10 protein-coding genes are annotated in these 20,537 nt (G+C 41.8%); all 10 read right to left on the bottom strand.

Features of this window, described 5'->3' with window-relative positions; genetic code table 11:
• Positions 1–125: 125 nt before the first annotated feature.
• On the bottom strand, positions 126–2,297 hold the full coding sequence (locus tag HMPREF9455_RS08360; protein WP_006799213.1) for an endo-1,4-beta-xylanase: 2,172 nt from the start codon (positions 2,295–2,297) through the stop codon (positions 126–128).
• A gap of 21 nt (positions 2,298–2,318) precedes the next feature.
• Positions 2,319–3,332 (bottom strand): DUF5627 domain-containing protein, encoded by a 1,014-nt coding sequence (locus HMPREF9455_RS08355; RefSeq protein ID WP_006799212.1) that lies wholly within the window; start codon positions 3,330–3,332, stop codon positions 2,319–2,321.
• A gap of 30 nt (positions 3,333–3,362) precedes the next feature.
• Positions 3,363–5,132: a RagB/SusD family nutrient uptake outer membrane protein gene (locus HMPREF9455_RS08350; RefSeq protein WP_006799211.1), complete on the bottom strand. Its 1,770-nt coding sequence runs from the start codon at positions 5,130–5,132 to the stop codon at positions 3,363–3,365.
• A 16-nt stretch (positions 5,133–5,148) separates the two neighbouring features.
• Positions 5,149–7,986, bottom strand: coding sequence for a SusC/RagA family TonB-linked outer membrane protein (locus HMPREF9455_RS08345; protein ID WP_006799210.1), 2,838 nt, complete (start codon positions 7,984–7,986; stop codon positions 5,149–5,151).
• A gap of 29 nt (positions 7,987–8,015) precedes the next feature.
• On the bottom strand, positions 8,016–9,872 hold the full coding sequence (locus HMPREF9455_RS08340) for a RagB/SusD family nutrient uptake outer membrane protein (protein ID WP_006799209.1): 1,857 nt from the start codon (positions 9,870–9,872) through the stop codon (positions 8,016–8,018).
• Positions 9,873–9,882: 10 nt separating this feature from the next.
• Positions 9,883–13,056: a SusC/RagA family TonB-linked outer membrane protein gene (locus tag HMPREF9455_RS08335; protein WP_148401860.1), complete on the bottom strand. Its 3,174-nt coding sequence runs from the start codon at positions 13,054–13,056 to the stop codon at positions 9,883–9,885.
• A 649-nt stretch (positions 13,057–13,705) separates the two neighbouring features.
• Entirely contained in the window at positions 13,706–16,132 is a 2,427-nt protein-coding gene (locus HMPREF9455_RS08330; RefSeq protein ID WP_006799206.1) for a glycoside hydrolase family 95 protein, read from the bottom strand.
• 14 nt (positions 16,133–16,146) lie between these two features.
• On the bottom strand, positions 16,147–17,007 hold the full coding sequence (locus tag HMPREF9455_RS08325; protein ID WP_006799205.1) for a sialate O-acetylesterase: 861 nt from the start codon (positions 17,005–17,007) through the stop codon (positions 16,147–16,149).
• 225 nt (positions 17,008–17,232) lie between these two features.
• Complete coding sequence (locus tag HMPREF9455_RS08320; protein ID WP_006799204.1) at positions 17,233–18,567, bottom strand: glycoside hydrolase family 43 protein; 1,335 nt, start codon at positions 18,565–18,567, stop codon at positions 17,233–17,235.
• 13 nt (positions 18,568–18,580) lie between these two features.
• The gene (locus HMPREF9455_RS08315) at positions 18,581–20,524 is read right to left on the bottom strand and encodes a glycoside hydrolase family 97 protein (RefSeq protein WP_006799203.1); all 1,944 of its coding nucleotides are present in this window, start codon (positions 20,522–20,524) and stop codon (positions 18,581–18,583) included.
• Positions 20,525–20,537 lie beyond the last annotated feature (13 nt).

The raw sequence follows: 20,537 nt of genomic DNA, 5'->3' as shown, positions 1-20,537 counted from the left end.
TGGGGTAAAGTCTACCTACCTAATAGCCAATATCAGGCGGGTAATCCTTACCCCAACAATACCAATTAAATTAAAATATTCTATTGTAATAAACTCGAATATATTATATATAATAAGTATTAAAATTATTTACCGGATAACCCATCTGCAAATCCGGCATAAGCATGTTTGCGATTATAGTTCAAATCCCAAAGACCTATCGGCTCTCCGCCTCTCCAGCTCGAACTTGCCGGACTATCCGTGGCGGCCCATTGCGTAATGCCATAACGCTGAGCTTCCGGAATAATCTCAAAGTAAGTTTTCACAATGTATTTATAAAGTTCGGCTTGCTCACGAAGCTGCTCGTCTGTAGCATCTTCGGTTTTAATACCCTTACCGTCAACATTTATCCCCATATCCAGCTCAGATATTTTTATCAGCTTGCCGGTAGCGGCCAATAGCCGGAAATGTTCAGCAATGGTTTCCTTGTTCACTCCATTTAAGCTAACATGCATCTGTGTGCCGATACCATCCACTTTCACACCTTTACTTTCAACATACTTCACATATTCAATCAGTCCCCGACATTTATCCAGACTATTTTCAAGACCGTAATCGTTGATAAAGAGTTTATCGTCAGCGTGACCTTCCTGACTACGCGCTATCCGAATAGCAGTTACTGCATAATCTTTACCCAGGTAATCTTGCCAGTAGAACTCATCAGCGCTCATATCGGTTTTACCGACACCGGTTTTCAGTTGGGAAGGATCAGGCCAGTCTGACATCGGCTCGTTCACTATATCCCAGGCTTCAACTGATTGAGAAACGCCCATTATACCCGCAATCCATGTTTCTAAAGCATTCGTGAGAATTTCCTTTTTCTCTTCCGGTGTTTTTATGATCCAGATACCACCTTCCGTATATTTCTCAAACCTCATGTTATCGAAATAGTAATTGGTAGCGGTTTTCCCCAAATTAAACGCGATAGCTGTCACTCCGGCCGTATTCTCATCGATGGTAATTTCCTTTGTATAAGTGGTCCATTCGGTAGTAGAGTTAATGGTACCGACAAAATCCCAATGCTTGTAGGACTGAGGAACGATATGTGCTTGCGTTGAGAATGAAGCCGGAGCATCGGTGCGGACATTCATGGTGAAACGATATTTTTCCCCAGCTTCAGTGGCCGTCGGAAATGTCATAAAAAACTGACAATCCCAGTCATTGGTGCGAGCTTCCGCATTGGCGATTTTCAAAGCTCTTCCTTTTCCGTCAAATCCCGGATTTATAAAAGACTGAACGGCATTACTGTTACCCGAATAGTTAGAATTATCACCGGTTTCAAAATCGGCTACTGATACTGGTACATATGAAGGTCCGCCACTGGAACCGTCGTTATACTTTTCAACGGTGATATTGTCGAAATAATACGTAGTCGCCGTCAAACCAAGATTAAACGCAATGGTATTAGCAGTAGCCTGGTCGTCCGAAATCGTAATTTCCTTTGTAAAGGTTGTCCATTCGGGAGTAGCCGTAATGGAGCCGAAGAAATCCCAATGCTTGTAGGCGCCCGGTGCAGTATGTGCCTGGGTACCGAATGTTGCATTCGCTTCTGCCCGCACATTCATCGTCAGCCGGTATTTTTCGCCTGCCGCCACCGGCTTTTGGAAGGTTACAAAAAGCTGACAATTCCAGTCATTTTCCCGTACTTTCTCGTTGACGATTTTTAAGGCCCTGCCTTTACTTTCAAATCCTTCGCCTATAGCAGTAAAGCTTATTATATTTGTAAGATTGCTTGAATAGTTGGAAGCATCATCGGTTTCAAAGTTGGCACTGAAAAAGCTGTCCCATGAGGGTTCACCCGTACTTGGGATAAACTTGTCGGCAATCAGGTTGTTTAAGTATTTGGCATTCTGATTGGCGTGCCAGCAGAGAGTATGGCCGAAAACCGATACGCCGGCCTTCTGGGCTGTCTCCAGAAATGTAGTTACATTGGCGAGATTGAGCCTGCCGTCGTCTTGAACTACTGCTCCATGTTTCATTTCCCATCCGGCTACAATTTCGTCGAAATTACTGTTTGCAAGCCTGTAAACAACGCCTTTTGCGTTATATTCCGATACTGAAACCCCGAGTCCCAACTTGAAATTGGGATTTGCCGTACGGTCAATGTAGGACTTTAAGACGTCGTAATCATTCAGGTATTTCAACTCCGCTATCGATGAAGGTTCTCTAACATCGAACATTAACGGTGTATCATCGACACAGGAAACCAAAACGGCCGTCAATATTAAAATTAATGATATTTTATTAATGTATTTCATACGTACATAGTTTAAGAGTTTTTACTTCAGAACCGGTTTGAAAGTTTCCGGTTTCACTCCTCGATCGCGAATAACGAGAGTATCAACAGTAGAAACTTGCATTTTCCCAAAATTAATATTGTAGTTGAGATAGATAGCATCACGATCTTTATTGCCCCAGCTTCCCTTTTCTCCTTTGACAACATATTGTCCGCTTCCGCTCATCGTAACACCCTGACTGCCTGACGAAACAGCACATTTACCAGAGTCATCAAAGGAAAGTAACAATGTACAGTCAAGTAGTTCGCCTGTAGCATCTGTGATTCTGAGCGGCAGTTCAACCATATTGAGAGAGCGTGTATGAGTACCGACCACTTCGTCTTTTTCGACATATTCTTTGCGACGGATTACGGTCTCATTCTTATCTCCGGTTATCACATCCTTGCCACGACGCAGGTAGTTGGCGTGATATTTATTAATGTACTTGATTGCATACAGGATATAATCTTTCGGAAGAACGTCCCAGTCTTCGGCTCTCACTCGATTTGGAGTATTCGCCAACGGGGTTCCGGTAAGGATTTTGTCAACATTCTTCACATCGGTCATTACCAATGGAATCACATAAGTGTTTTTAACAGCGAGGGGGTCTGCGAAGAAAGCATCAGTCAGCTGAACAACTACTCCTCCCAAAATATTCCCTTTTTTGATTACGATTTTTTCGGTAGAAGAAAGGGTGTAATAATTGGAAGGCATAGCCTTTACTTCGGCTCCGCCGTCGAAAGTCAAGCCATTGCATAATGCATTGTCGATGCGGAAACCAATCTCTACATCTTTTTTGTTTTCATAAACTCCTCCCATTGTTGCCATTATCTGGCACTTATGCTCGTTATCGAGGGTAGTGTCATATACATCCTCGCCGATTACTATCGTGCGGACAGGTGTCTGGTAAGCAAAATAAGCAGCGGTATACTCGTAGTCTGGAAATTCCCAGTCACCATTCTTACAGGATGTGAATATTCCGCTTATAATTATCAATATTAATAGATATCTTTTCATTTTTCTTCATATTATTTGTTTGACATAAGACTACCATCCCTTGTTCTGAATGAGTGCACTGAATTTAAGCGTTTCATCATAAGGGATAGGACCATAATACATGTAGTCGGTGTATGAACGATTTTCCACTGAAGGTATAACTTCATGTACCCCAGCTGTGATATTTATACCTTTTGCAGCCTCAGTGATTGGCGCTTTCCAGCGGCGGAGATCCCAGAAACGATGCCCTTCGAAACAGAGTTCGAGACGACGCTCATTATGTATAAGCTCACGCATAGCATCTTTATTTCCTTTTACAGATTCGAGATAAGCATCGTTATTATCCTTCCCTACACCTGCTCTGGCACGGATAGCCTTGATAACATCGTAAGCCGTGTAACCGTTGCCTCCTGCTCCCGTAGGACCCCAAGCTTCGTTTGCAGCTTCGGCATAGCCCAGTAATATCTCGGTGAATCGGATAAAAGGTTTGTAGTGGAACTGATTTACCGGAGAACTCGGATTGGCATTTACATCCTGACGAAGCAGTTTTTTTAGATAATAACCTGTACGCGTAGAAGTTTCGGCATGTCCAAGAGCATCGTTGTTTGTACCATCGGCAGCTGTCGTGATGACCGAGTTTTGGTTTCCGGCTTTGCTACCATTATAAATAATGTACAAGCTCAAACGCGGGTCGCGGTTAGCATATGGATTATTGGCATTGTATCCGGCAGAAGTGTGAGTAATGGGATAACCGTTAGCCATCGGAAAAGCGTCTACCAAATTCTGTGTCGGGTTGAGGCGTCCACGGCCAAAAATAGAGGGCGGGAAATGGTCTTCTTCTAGTGAACGATTTTCTTCGCGTCCACCCCTCCAAAGTATTTCCTTTACATTTATACCCGAATTGGTATTGGTAATATCTGAAGCGTTAGAATACCATGTCAAACCTTTGGGGTCTATCTGATTTGCAGGGTTTGATCCCAATCGGTTAAGTACGATAGCCATCTGTTGAGCTGCATCTTCCCAAGTGTATGTAGAACCCGTGCTATACGCCGGACTGGCAGCAAGTAAAGTAGCCTGTGCGCGAACGGCTTCGGCTATAGCTCCACTCATACGGTTGCGCGACAAGTTGCCGAATACACGCGTATATTGAGCTGCTGTTACACCTTTTGTCTTATATTTCTCCGGCACTTGGCTTTCACTTGATATGTCTCCATAGCTTGATGGAAGAAGACTGGTTGCCAAATCCACATCTGCATAGATCTGGTCTATACATTGCTGGAATGTATTACGTGGCAAGTTGAATTCGGAAGAGACCGTTTCGGAATGAGTGAGTATGGGAATGCCCAGGCATTGTCCGTCTTCACCCCATCCAGCGTGATTCAGCAACAGGTGATACATGTAAAGTGCGCGCATACCATAGGCGTCACCTTTCATGCGGTCTCTGAACATCTCAGCTACTAATGGATCACTTGCCCAATTCACATTATCGACGAGTTCGATGAACTGGTTGATGTACTGTATCGATGCACGGAGGTATTGCCATCTGTCCATCGGATTATTGTTCGATCTCCACTGACCGGTAGCCATACGTCGGTAATTATTGCCGGGATCGTTTGATACGGCATCATCGGTAGCAACATCATTGAACGACCATGAGCCCAGTGGATTGCTTATATAGGCATGTCCCAACAAACCTTGCGCAAAACTCGGCTCGTTATATAACGATTCTACATTCCTGAAATTCTCGGGAGCTGGTTCGAACAAGTTATCGCAGCTTATGAGAAAGGGAATTATAACTAATAATTTGAATATATTTTTCATACGATTATTTTTTTAGTTAGAATGTTGCTTTCAGACCAAGATTGTAGGAGCGAGTCTGAGGAGCACTACCTACATTCATCTCCAGGTGTTTCCTTTCTTTTGAAATTGTTAGAAGGTTATAACCTCCAAAGTATATACTGAGGCCTTTGACAAATTTATCTTTAAAGATATTTTCAGGTACGTCGTAGGTCAGTTGCACGTGCGATAACCGGAAAGCATCGGTCTTGTAGAGCCAGAAGTCGGAATTACGAAAGTTATTGTCTCCGTTAGTCGTGGTAAGACGCGGATAGGTTGCTGTATTCTTCGTTTCTTCCGTCCAGCGATTACGTACAACCTCAGAATACTTATTATTACTTCTTACCCAGTAGTAGCTACTGTTTTTGAATCCTTTACCTCCATAATTGCCATTTCCCATCACAAACAGGGTAAAGCTTCGGAATTTCGCCGTCAAATTGATACCCAAAGTCAGTGGATTGTCCCAGCGTCCGAGGAATACTTCGTCGTTGCTGTCGATACGTCCGTCGCCATTTTGATCCTTATACTTTATATCGCCCGCTTTCACCTGTCCGAAAGTCTGGTTCGCTGCTGCCGCTTCAGCATCATCCTTGAAGAACCCAAGACTTTCCAAGCCCCAAAGACCATTGAGCGCCCTACCCACACGCGTTTGGTAGCCGAATTCATAAGTTTCGTCGCGCCGTGAGGCTGTAATAGTATTATACAGTCCACTTACACCGAATGTAAGATCAAATTCTCCAGCTTTTTTATTCAGGTTTATACTGAAATCTACACCCGAACGATCGTCTATATTATAATTTACATAAGGGATGATGGAAGAGGTAGGGTAACCTACCTGAGTAAAGTAGATAGGATACAGAGATGTAGCGCGGGTTATGCCGCCATCCATCTTGTTTGAAAACCAGTTAAAATCAAATGTAATCAGCTTGTTCAGCAGAGAACCGCGAAGCCCTATATTCACTTCTTTGCGTTTAACAAATGTAAGGTTGGGATTATTACCACGATTATATTCAGTAGCAGCTTCTCCTCCAAGATCGCCCCACGACCACCAACCTCCTCTCTGCAAGATACTCTCATAGAGATAATAGCCCATTTCGTTATCACTTGTTGTGATATCCAGATCCTGACTGATAATACCCCCTGAAACTGACAGCATCAAATCGTCAAAAGCAGAGACATTTTTGAATATAGGCTCTTTAGTAAGGCGCCATCCTAAAGTAACGGTTGGAGAAAATCCGGCGCGATTGCCTTTAGGTAGTTTTGCCGAATAAGGCACAGCAGCACTGAAATCGGCATAATATTTTTGAAGAAAGTTATACGAAAGTTGAAGTCCCAGATTAATGTTTGTCATGCTATGATATTGTTCGCTTAATTGACGTTGCCAGCCATTAGCTACCAACATAGCATAGAAGTTATGAGCATTGTTGTAGACTTTTGTATAATCGAATTGCCCTGAAAAGAACTGCGTACTCCGGTATGACGTATTGTCAATATTCTGATTTCCGGTTTTCCGGTCTTCTCCGTACTTTGTGAGACTTGCAATCACATCTTTCCCGTTGTAGTTTGTCCAAGCCGGAGAGTAAGTTGCATAACTGTTTGAATATGCCTGGTTGTAAGTTGAAGCATAGTCAATTCCATATTTTGTACGAAAGAAAAGACCGTCTAAAACATCACGAAGGTTGAAATCTATACCTGCATTGAACTGGAATTGACGACTTACAAACTTATTTTCACCTCCTGCATAAGCAGCTGCTATAGGGTTTGTTGGATCCAGTTGTGTACCACCCAGAAAATATTTCCCGTCGATAATATAATTACTTGCATTTAATAACGCCAACGAGTGTTCATCGCTTCCTTCAATATAGCTAATTGGAATTAAAGGACTTACTCGATTGGGACGTAACGTAGCCGCACCATTCCAATAATCTCCGTTTGCAGTTTTTAAATCATAGAATGTCGCATTCGCATCCACTTTGGCCGAAATCAATTCATGTAGACTCAGATCAATATTACCACGCGCAAAGAGGCGGCTTGTACTGTTGTCCTTAGCATTCCCTACATTCAATAACGAACCTTCATTATAGTAACCCACCGTTGTATAAAATCGCGAACGGCTGCCACCCCCTGTTATTTCCGCCATTGCTTCAGAACGGGTGTATGCCTGTTTAAGATAATCGGAAGAGTAAAAATCGACATTTGGATAACGGTACGGATTGATACCCGAACTGTAATTATAAATGTCTTCTCCGGAATAAAGAGCCGTAAGTCCGTCGTTTTCGCGAGCTTCATTGTATAACGACATGTATTCGGCCGAACCTAAATATTTAGGATATGCCTTTGGAGTATTCACCCCAAGATTAGCCCGTACCGATATTGTACGTTTTCCTATTTTACCGCGTTTCGTGGTTATCATTATTACACCTTTCGATGCACGGCTACCATAAAGAACAACTGCCGCAGCACCTTTCAGGACAGTTATTTGCTCAATTTCGGTTGGAAGCACATTATTGGCATCGCGAGGAAATCCGTCAACCAGTACAAGATATTCTCCCATACCCCAGATACCGTTGCCTATACCTCCAACTACATCCAGGTAGCCCAAGCTACTTAGACTGTATGATTTTGACATCAGTTCTGTCATATCAATATGTGAAACGCCTCCTATGAAGTCTTCCTTGTTTATCTTACGAAAAGCGACTTCTATGGCTTTATCGTTATCGACGCCCAACGTATCGATTCCCGTATCGAAGCCTGTTTCATCCGTATTCTGAGCGGCGGCGTTGCCGCAACAAAAGGCTAGTATTGCGCAAAATACGACTATTTTTTGTATTTGTTTCATTACTAATTCTTTTAAATGTTATCAATCAATTACCAGCCCGGGTTTTGCCCAAATTCAGGATACAAGCTGACATCGTCAGTTTTGAGAGGAAGCCAGTAGTGCTTGGACGAAAGGTTGCGGGTTACAAGAACTTCTTCTTTGAAATTTTTCACTCCGTTTTCTTTCGGGTCCACAGCAGGGTCAAGCTGCGTTGCACGGTCAAATCTCTGACGGGTCTTTGTATTGTAAGGATATTCGGTGAGAAGCAGCCAACGACGCAAGTCATTGAAGCGGTGCGCTTCAAACGATAGTTCTACAGCGCGTTCACGTCTCAATTCGCCCATAAATCCTTCAAGTGACGATGTGTATTTAGTATTTAGATGTCCTATACCGGCACGGTCACGAACGGTGTTTATAGCATCTGCCGCCGTCTTGGAGAATTTACCTGATTTACCGGTAGCTGCCCCATAACCTTGAGCTGCCGATTCGGCATACATCAGATAGACGTCGGCAAGGCGCAACCAACTCAGGTGGATATGGAGCGCAGTACTGTAACCATAGTCATTGTCGTATGTATTAGCTCCAATAGGAATAAATTTGTAGTTGAGATAACCGGTACGGCTTTTATTACGATCGTCGTTACTGTAGTTCCCTCCTGTATAAAGATTTGCATACTGATATTCGTTTGCCGACTGGGTTACTTTCCGTCCATCGTAGAGAATGTCGTTGTAAAAACGCGGATCGCGGTTTTTCCACGGATGTGTGGGATCGAAACCTGATTCAGGGTCATTCAGCGGTAATCCGTTTGCCATTCCATAGTAATTGACATAGTTTGCCGTTGGACATAATACAATGTTATCTCCGTTTGCCATGGCCTGTACCTGATATGAGTTTGCCTGCCGCCAATATGAGTCTGGTCCATAAGTCGGACTTCGCATGATGGCTTCCGTTCCGCCGGGCATCAACCAGCTTTGGTGATTGGTATAAAATAACGAACTGTAATTTTCGAAGCTAACTAATGAATACTGAGTCTGTCCAGATTCGACAAGATTAAGCAATTCACCAAAAGCGTCAGCTGCCCTCTTGCATAAATCGGCATCGTATGTTCTGGGCCCATTAACTCCGTTAGCCATCAATGGACTGCCTGCCCACAACAGGTTTTTGCCAAGGAATCCCAGTGCCCATATTTTATTCACACGCAAGGCATTTTGTCCCGATGTGCGACGTCCGATTTCAGTGTCGTCCCAGTTTATAGGTAATAAATCGGCAGCTTTACGGAAATCGGCAGCAATTTTTTCCGCACATTCTTTATATGTCATGCGCGGCAATGTTAGTTTTTCGTCACTAGGTAATACATAGTCAATATATGGAAGTCCACCCCAATATTGTATCAGTTGGAAGTGAAACCATGCCCGGAAGAAATAGAGTTGTCCGGCAATGATGTCTTTTTCAGCTTGGGAGCCATCTACCATCATTCCCTTTTCCAAAGCTTCCAGTCCCATATTAGCCTTGCGGATACCGGCCCAGGAACCTCCCCATAGAGATTTAGCAAACCTGTCACCTGTACTGCTCCAGGCTCTGTCGAGAAAACAATCACCTTTGTTGATATAAGCACGGTAGTTGCCTCGATCGATGTGGAAGCCCATGAGGTTTTCGCCACTTCCGATAGTGATAATTTCGTCTTCGCCCCAGTTGAAGGAACTTACCCAGTTGTGTTTAGCCACATCTGGAATCAGTGCGTACATTTCTTCCGTAAACCCTTGAAAATTATTAAAATTACGGAATGCTGTTTCGTCGGATATAACTGATTCCGGGTCGCGGTTTAAATAGTCTGTGCAGGAAGTAATCCCAAACAACACAGAAAGTATTCCGCAAAATAGATAATATTTTATTCTTGTTTTTATCATGGGATGAATTTTATAATATTACTTTAATACCTATATTAAAACGTTTTACAGTCGGATATGCCCCTTGTGAAGCCCATCCCGTACCGGCAAAGTTCGATTCCCGGTCGTCAGGCATTCTTGTCCACAACCAAATATTGTTTCCGTTCAGATAAAATTTTAAGCTACTAAGGCCTAAGGACTTTACCCACTTTTCGCTAGAAAACGTATATCCTATTTCGGCGTTTTTCAAGCGTATGTAAGAACCATCATACATGTAACGTGTACCAGGCGTATAAGTACTTGCTACCGTACTCCAACGCGGTAGTGGGACATCTGCATTCGGATCAGTTTTCGACCAATAGGAACCTTCATCGAACACGGTGTTGCGCGTTCCGCCAAGGCTGCTAAATACTACCTGACGGGTTACATTTGTTACTCCATAAAATTGAACGAATGCGCTCCACCCTTTATAATCTACTCCCAATGTTGCATTGATAGTATTCTGGGGAGTTCCCGAAAAGCCATAAGGAACATTATCGAAAGTAGAGATGATACCGTCGGCATCGTAGTCGAGGATGATGTAGTTGCCTGGCATACGGGCATCGTCAAGAGCATCGTGTGCAGTACTACCGTAAAGTTCGTCGTAATTATTATAATAACCATGACTTACATAAGCATAAGGCTGGTCATTGGCTTTGCCCGCCGCTTTCTGATACTCTGGTTTCAATATGGCATCATCTTTTTCAATAACTTTGTCTTCGGCATGTGTATAAACCATATTTCCCCACAACCGTAGGTCTCTGTTAAGTTGCTTATTTAGGCGTAATTCAATTTCATATCCCTGCGTATTAACTTTTCCAAGGTTAGCCGTTGGCGCAGTAGTTCCGAAATAAGATGGAACGGCACGCGAATTTCCGGCAATCAGAACATCGGAACGCTTATCTTTAAAATATTCAAAAGTTCCTGTAAGCAATCCGTTAAATACGGCCAGTTCAAGACCAAGATTCATTTTCGTAACCGTTTCCCAATGCACATTGGGATTACCTACAGCTGCTTCCCGATACCATTTATATGGGCTTTGGGGCGGGTTATTGCCAGTCAAGCCCTGAAAAAAACCTCTATCTGAGAGATATTCCCATGTAGTCATATATAGCCATCGACCGTTGACCTGATCATCGCCAATTTGCCCGTAAGAACCCCTTACCTTCATCATATCCAACCATTTCAGGCCAAGCGACTTTATTATTGGCTCTTCAGAAATCATCCATCCGAGTGCTCCGGATTGAAATAAAGCGAAGCGATTATTGGGAGCAAACTTTTCGGAACCGTTGTATGCTCCGTTATATTCGGCAAAATATCTTCCGGCAAAATCATAAGTGGTACGGTATACCCAGTTTTCGCGATAGGAAGGTATCATGCTCCCTATTGCATTTTCCTCGCGACTGAAGTCCCCCATTATACCTATATTATGTTTTCCAAACGAATTGTTGTATGAGATCCGTCCGGAATAGTACAATCGGCGATATAAACTCTGGTTATTGACCTGACCAGCTCTTGCCGTCCAGTTGAAAGTGTTCTGTGTATCGAATTTGTTGTTTACATCGATAGTCTGGTCTGTATAAGATTTTCCGGTTTCGGGATCAATCCATTTATGCAGGTTGGTGTTCTGGTATAGATTGTTAATACCTCTTTCGGTTTCCTGATAGCTATTGTCAAACGAAATCTGTCCTTGCACTTTTAATCCTTTCAGTAACATACCCAGGTCCTGTTCAAGAACAAAGTCCGTAGTAAGGCGGTCGGTAGTAATGTATTCGATACCGGTTGTCGCGATTGATTCTACTGAGTTTTGAGCAGCCTGTGTGGGACTCGGATAATAATATCCCCACGAACCATCGCTATAACGTGGCAGAAAGCAGTCCGGCGCTATACCATACAAACCTGCCCACATCGTATATTCATAACGTTTATCTGCAGGGGTTGTCCGTTTTCCATGTGAGCCTGACAGATTAACACGTAAAGTAGTGGACTTTGTAAGTGAGAAATCCAAGTTGCTACGGACATTGAGACGATCAAACCCGTATCCGAGTTTGTCATGGTAGCTAAAGTCTGTGTCGTATCTGCGGAAAAGGTCGCCTTCGTTCACATAGTCCACGTTTGTGAAATACTTTACAAAGCTATTTCCACCCGAAATACTGACATTCGCATTGTAAGACATTCCAAAATCTTTGAGCAACTCTTTTTCCCAATCTACATTCGGATATCTTTCGTATTCTGCCAGATTTGCCGGATGACGGTATTTTTCGATGACTGATTGTGGGGTCATGTAAGCCCACGCTTCCGGCTTAAGACCTAATTCACTCTCTATTACTCGGTTGCGCACACTTAAAGCATCGTAAGAATCCATTGTTTTAGGTAAGCTTGACGGTACTTTTACTGTTGTGCTTACATTAATGTTAATTACAGGGCGTCCTTCCTTTCCGCGCTTAGTGGTAATCAATATAACTCCATTTGCCCCGCGAACACCGTAGACAGCTGTTGCAGAGGCATCTTTCAATACCGAAATTGTTTCCACCGAATTAATGTCCACGCTTGTCATCGGGCGTTCGATACCGTCAACAAGGACAAGTGGGTCGGCATTGTTCCACGAACTGCGTCCACGGATGATGATGCGGGGATCTTCTTCGCCCGGCATACCGGTACTGGACATGGTCACAACACCCGGCAAATTACCTGTTAATGCTGCTCCGATACTGGATACACCTCCCGCGCGTTCGAGTACCTTGCCCGTAGTTTGAGTGATAGCACCTACAACACTCGCTTTTTTCTGTTGTCCGAAGCCGACAACGATTACTTCTGACAAACTAACTTCATTTTCTTTCATGACAATTGTGATATTGTCTTTCCCTGCAGCAATGCTCACATCTTGCGTTATCATCCCCATATAAGAAACGACAAGAGTCTGGCTTCCTTCCGGAATGCTCATAGTAAATTTGCCATCTACATCGGTAGCAGTGCCAACAGTGGCTTTACCTTTCAGCACAACGACAGCCCCAATAATCGGTTCGTTATGGTCGTCCAGTACTGTTCCCCGTACAGTCCGGTTATTCTGCGCAAATACCGACAAACTACCGAAGAAAACGAGCAGAAGCCATATACATGCCGACCTAATTTTTCTTTTCTTTTTTGATTTGCTTTTCATTCTCATACGATTTGATTTAATAGTTATACAAATTCGTTTTACTTTTATTTTTTTTAAGTGTTAACTTGCGATAAAGTTAAAGAGTGTTATTGCCGAATGACATTTGTTTTTAGATATTTGATATTTGATTTTAGATAATTTTGAGTATTTCTTTATTGATTATTTATCGTAAATGTTTCATATTCTTTAACTGCCGTTACATGTACACAAAAGCTTTCTCTCGATGATTATGATTATCTTAGCTTTATGGAAAATATATTTAGGTAACACAGTGATTATCTACCATACAGTACAAAAGAGACTATAGCTACCGGTTTGCCGGTACTAGCGAATAGCAAATTGAGTTCTGAGACAGTATTACACATTTTTTGTCTTAGAGAAAATTTTACTGTTAGAGGAAATTCATGGTTTGGAATATGAAAAAGCAAAAGGAACTATTTAATTATTAATAAAACCATAATAGAAAATGAAGAAAGCGACTAGTTCCGGAAGTCTAAATAATCTATAAATAGACTCAAAGCCTCATCTTTGCCCTTTTGTTTTGCAAGCTCAAAGAAAATAGCCCCTTTATCTTTATGGAAATCCTACATTATTTTCTCTTACCAGATAAGCAAATTCGCATTCTGTAAATATTGCAATTAAAAGATTGTGGAACTTATGTAGACTGCTTTCGTAAAAAAACATACTTCTTCCCAGCCAGAGTAGGAACATCATATTCAAATATCTCTTTTAATGAAATCCCTTTCAATGAAGCCTCCCGGGATATGATCGGTCTTGCAATATCAGCCGAAACCAGAAGCAAATTGGGGTTATTACCTTCTGCTTTTTTTAATTCTTTCCCCGTAAGAGGCACATGAGTGCGAATACGCAAGTTGCCGCCAAGTTTCGACAATATTGAAATTTCCGAAACCTCACCGTCCTTCCATTTCATCGATATCTCGAATCCGCCACGTGCCATAATCCCTGAAACTGATCCATTTTTCCATACATCCGGAAGAGCCGGTAATAAGTGAACTGCACCATCGTGGCTTTGAACGAGCATTTCAGCGATGCCTGCAGTTAATCCGAAATTTCCATCGATCTGGAAGGGCGGATGCGCGGTAAACATATTCGGATATGTCCGTCCGTCTTCGTTCCCTTTTCCAGCCAATGTTAACATATTACTCACTATCTTATATGCATGGTTGCCATGAAGCAATCGCGCCCAAAGATTCACTTTCCATCCGATAGACCATCCTGTAGCCATATCGCCCCTGTATATTAAAGAGTTTCGAGCGGCTTCGAATAACTCAGGGTTCGTATATGGTGATATCTGATTACCCGGATACAAGCCATACAGATGCGAAACATGACGATGCTCGTTTTGGGGGTCATCTTTATCTTCCAGCCATTCCTGTAATTGGGAGTATTTCCCGATATGCATAGGAGGCAGTTTACTTACCATAGCCAACAGCTGATTCCTATACTCTTCATTTTCACCCAGAATATTGTTTGCCTGCGCAGTCCTGGTCAACACATCGAAAACAAGTTGATTGTCCATTGTACACCCTGCAGACATTGGCCCATGCTCGGGAGAGACTGAAGGGCAAACTACCATCCATCCATATTGGGGATGTTCTACCAAAGACGATAGAAAATAATCGGCCGCACCTTTCATCGCAGGATAGACATCGGCCAAATATTTCTTGTCGCCGGTAAAAAGATAATGTTCCCAAAGATGTTGAACCAACCATGCTCCTCCTGTGGGCCACATACCTGCTGCCGCAAAATCGACAGGACTGGTAACACGCCAGATATCCGTGTTGTGATGCGCAACCCATCCTCTCGCTCCATACATAGTTTTTGCGGTTTGTTGTCCACTTTCCGACAGGTCTTTTACCATCTGTATCATCGGCAAATGCGTTTCGCTAAGATTTGTAACTTCAGCCGGCCAGTAATTCATTTCTGCATTAATATTGATGGTGTATTTACTATCCCAGGCCGGATGCATACTGTTACACCATATACCTTGCAGATTAGCTGGTTGTCCACCCAGTTGTGAAGAACAGATCAACAGGTAGCGCCCAAACTGTGTCAATAGTGTAACCAGCGCCGGATCATGATTTTTCTGAAAATCAATAATTCGCTGAGTAGTCGTTAATTTCATTGCTTCGGGTACGTTTCCCAAATCGAGTTTGAAACGCTTGAATTGCTTACCGTAAATATCCGAGTGATTTTTCAGGGCTGACCTATAATCTGTTTTTAACGCTTTAGCCAGAGCATCGGAAGCCTTTTTTGCCGGGTCACCTTCGACAGATTTATAATTGAGAAAATTAGTGCCTATCGAGATATAGATAGTGGCTACTGTGGCACCAGATATTGATATTTTGCTGCCTGTAACCTCGATCTTCCCATCATGATTTCTTATCAATGTATGTATTTGATAACGGATCTTTCCTTCTATGCCTTCATGATCTGAACCTTTACCTTCCAGTATCAATATATTATCTTTTTTTGAGATAGTATGTTGGGAATTGTTAGTATATTCCGTCTCAAAATTAAGAGTTCCTTTCCTCCCAGCTGTAATTCGCATGATGATAACGTCATCGGCAAATGAAGAAAAAACTTCACGAGTATACTTTACTCCGTTAACAGTATAGCGTGTAATGGCCAAAGCCTTGTCCAGATCAAGCTCCCGACTGTAATCCTGATAGTTCTGATGTCCGGGGAAATTAAGTATAACACTACCTGCTGTTTGGAAAGGCATTCCATGTGTTTTGGTAAAGAATGTCCGGTTTATCAGTTGGTCTGCCTCCCGGCTCTTCCCCTTAAATATCAGTTCGCGAGCTTCAGGCAATGCACCTAAAGCCTTTGGATTATCGTTTCGGTATGGACCTCCGCCCCAGATTGTTTCTTCATTCAACTGTAACTCTTCCTTTTCAGGAATGCCATATACCATAACTCCAAGCCTTGAATTACCCAAAGGCAATGCTTCTTCCCAGATTTTGGCAGGTGTGTTGTACCATAGTTTGAGATCCTGTGCCGATAAGTCGTATATTAATATACAACACATTATAAAAATATACAATCTGTGTTTTATCATCTTTACGTTACTTTTTATTTATACAAGGTCAACATTTGTTTCGCATAACGTCTGCCTAACTCCCGATACCCTTTTGCACTAAAATGCAAACGATCTGCAACCCCTTCACATCCATCGGAAGGTATGATGTAAGCATTAGGAATAACATCCGGTAACATTCTTATAATCTCATTCATTCCTGAGCAAGCTCCATTTTGGTCTGCATTAACCAGTTCGCCGACAAGTAGAGGTATCGAGTTAGCTTCAAGGTTTATATCTCTTAAGAGATTATCATACACGCCCTTTACTTTTTGAGGCCAATCCTGATCACCTGAGTTCGACTCTCCCTGATGTAACAGGATACCTTTTATAATTCCTCCATTTTGTTGAGCCTGATTCGCCAGTTCGACTAATCGCCGATAAGGATTACCGTCATACTCTTTCACCATATTTTTTAACCAATCAGGAGAAGTTTCTACATATGATTCATAATTATCCTTATCGAACAATTCTATCCGGCATCCTCCAACTGAAACATTTATTATCCCTATTTTAATATTCTCCGGTAAGTTAGCCACCATTGTTCTCCCAAAATAATCTGCCGGAGACAACCCTGTTCGGCAACGGGTGAGTGGTGGCACTGCTGTACGCCATTTACATTTTATTCGTGCCGAATCGCAATCGACGGATTGTAAAACCATAAATCGCTCGTTAATATCAATTAAATCTTGTGCTTCGATCTTTGCATTTCCTTCCATATTTGATTGTCCCAGGCATAAGAAAATATGGAGTTCTTCCTTTGGATTTTTCTCGGAACATTCAGCACAAATACCCCATAATGAAAATACAATGGTAAAAATTAGTCTGTAAGCAATACTAATCTGATTCTTTTTCATATTATTATCTGACTATTAATGTTTTAAAACAAGAGTAAATACATACTTATCTAATCCTTCATTTAAAATTTGAACGACTTCGCGAAAGGGTCTTTCAGCTCCTTAATAAATTGGATTTGTTTCGTAACTGAATACAATCCTAGCTTTTCTGTTCTTTTAGATTATTTACTAAAAACAGAAAAAGATCAACAAAAAATAAAAAGGTATTTTTTCTCTGTATTATAATTATTTAAACTCCCAATAATCTAAAAAGAAAAGATTGTCTTTTTGAGAATTACTTTTAAAACAGAGATACAGATCATGCACACCTTCGGTTCCTTTAATCAGGCATGACATAAGCTTATATCTATCCATAGCTCCCGAACGTGTTACAGGTAATGTCCCTATAAGTTTCCCTGTAGTACTACCCAGGCGAAGCTCAATATACCCCCCATCGACATTACATGCTGCCATAACAGAAAATTCCCGGGCGCCCTTTTTGAAATCAACCCCACGGAGGCATAAAGACTCATTATTATCAATATTTGTCAAACAAATCCTGCCATCAGGCATTTTTTCCGTTTTTAGACCGTAACCCCACGCCATAGTTTCAGCCTCTACGCGGCGGTAAGGGTTGAATGGTTCGATTTGCTCCAAAATTGTCTCCGCCCAATAAGGTACCTCTTGGATAGTACCATCTGTATTATAGTGCATTTTTGCAGCCATAGACGATCTCCGCTCGTGATGTTTAAAGGTTTCCAGATGCATTAATTCATAACTTAATCCGAAAACATAAGAATTACCCCTATAGTCGATAATGCCCGGATGATTTCCCCGGCTACGGTGAGTTGGCTTCATGATATGTCCTTTAGTTATCCACGGACCCGTTGGCGAATCGCTCATAGCATAACCGATCCCCTCAGGACAGCAAGTAGAGGCAAATGCCATATAATAATGCCCATTTCTTTTATATACCCAAGGCCCCTCCTGATAATGTTCCGGTTTATTTTCCAACTTCACGATGTCGCCTGAATATGATATCATATCCTCATTGAGTTTTACATAGTAAACATTTGGATTACCCCAATACATATAAGCCTGACCGTCGTCGTCAATGAACACAGTAGGGTCAATATCGTCCCAATGCTCTTTTTGCCATACAAGTGGTTTGTTTATAGGGTCTTTAAATGGACCATAAGGGGTATCGGCTACAAGTACACCAATTCCCTGACCGTGCAGGGGGCAATACATATAGAACTTTCCGTTTCGCTCAATACATTGTTGTGCCCAGGCTCCATTATCGCGTGTTGCCCACTTAAAGTCTTTTAAGGTTGCAACTATTCCATGGTCAGTCCAGTTTACCATATCGGTAGAAGAATACAGCAACCAGTCCAACATCTTAAACCCTTGAGCATCATCTTCATCATGAGTGGTATAAAGAAATACAGTATCATTGTAAACCATTGGAGCCGGATCGGCCGTATATTTAGTTTGAATAAGAGGGTTCTGAGCAGAGCTGACAATAGGCAGGTTCAATAATATTTGAACGAGTAGTGGAAGAAATATTAAATGAGTTTTCATATATATTTATTTTTTACTTTGATAATACAAATCCGCCTCGTGGCTGAAGGGTTACTTCCAGAATTCCGGTTTTATTTATATTCACTTCTTTCTGTATAATTTCTTGTTTCTTATCGTTACTAATGAGCCGCGCTTTCATCTCTGCATACATGGGTAACTCTAATTTCAGATTTAAAGGTTCTTTCTCTGCATTTACACCTGCAATATACCATTGGTCGCCGTGTCGCCGAGCTATCACAGTATATTTTCCGGGATATCCATCAATATACAATGTTTCATCCCATGTAGTAGGAACTTTTTTCATAAAATCAAGAACAAAATCTTTCGTATCGAAAAGGTTATTGGGCGTAAGAGCAAACATCTGTACCGGATTTTGAAAAAGTACAGCAGTCGCTAATTGAAAAGCATCTGTAGTCAGGCGCTTTTGTCCTTCTTTATTTCCTTTGTTAAGGTATTTATTTAATAAAACACCGCCAAACTCCATAGAACCGACAGTATTGCGGATAAAAGGATGAAGGGATGCGTAAAAGGCTTCATCATTTCTCACGCCTTCTGAAAAAATCAACATTTCGGAAGCCAGCACCGCTTCGCTTCCAACATAATTCGGATACATGCGCTCCCAGCCACGAGGAAGGGTACAGCCATGAAAAATAATCATCAGTCCGTAATCGTTGGCATCGGAGAGTATATCTTCATACAAGCGCATTGTTTCTTGTTTATCTCCACCGAAAAAATCGACTTTCAAGCCTTTAACACCTGCATCTTTTAGCCATTTCATCTCCTTCTTACGCTCCACTGATGTACTCATTTTATTTCTTGGTCCTTGTGGAGCATCATTAAAACCACCGTTAGAATTATACCATAGGAAAACATCTACATTTTTAGAATTGGCATATTCAATCAGTTTCAACATCTTGTCATAGCCGATATTAGTATCCCATAATGCATCTATTAAGATATATTCATATCCCATTTCGGATGCCAGGTCAATATATTTCACCTGATCATCCCAATTCATACTATTATCCTGCCATACGATCCAACTCCATGTTCCTCTACCATGTTTATAGTTCTTTGTTGGTTCATATAACGGTTCTACTACATCAAAAGGGATGGTAGTTTCTACAATTGGTCTCAGATTTTCGCCTATGGTAATTGTACGCCAAGGTGTAGTGCCAGGCAAGCTTAACTGGGCACCAACACTCCCAAACCCATTGTTTTCTTTCTGATTTGGATATTCGACAGTATACAGGCCCTCTTTATAAGCACTTAAATGTGAGGCGCAATATAAGCTGCTTACTCCCGTTTCGGAAAGTAAAGCCCAACCATTCTCTCCTACCTTGAAAAGTCCCGGAAATACATAACCTGTATTAGACTTGGTATCTCCGATAGGAACGTCAGCCTGATAACCGGATTCGTAACTAGGAGAAGTCCGGGCAAAAGCTCCCATTGGGCCCATCATATAAGACAGGAATGCTGTCGTGTATGATGGAAAACGAAAACCTGTGGTCTCTGCCACTACTACACATGCCCTACGTTCTCCCCATGTAGGAAGTTCGTACCGGAAAGCAATATCATTATTACTTATTTGGAAAAGAACAGACATCTTTTGTTCTTTTCCATTCTGAAAGGTATATTTCAGCGTGTTCGCTTCATAGTTTACCTCTGAACGTTTAATTTTATCTTGTGTATATGTTTTACTTATTTTATTTTCCGATTTTCCAACAAACGATAGACCGGTACTAAAATCACCTTCGTTTGTTTCCAATCCTAAGGGTGATTTTTCAAGAATCACCGCATCCTTATAATTTACAGTATACAATAGTTTTCCATTCTCGATAAATATTTTCAGATTTAGATATTTGTCAGGACTTGTAATTACAGCTTCTTGTGAACGAACAAATGAAGATGTTATTAAAAAACAAAAAAGTAAGACTAACGGTAAAAAAGTTTTCATAGCGTTTTTGTCG

This window comes from Dysgonomonas gadei ATCC BAA-286 (genome assembly GCF_000213555.1).
Lineage (GTDB): Bacteria > Bacteroidota > Bacteroidia > Bacteroidales > Dysgonomonadaceae > Dysgonomonas > Dysgonomonas gadei.
Note: the sequence above shows the minus strand (reverse complement) of the source record. Positions and strands in the feature narration are given on the sequence as shown.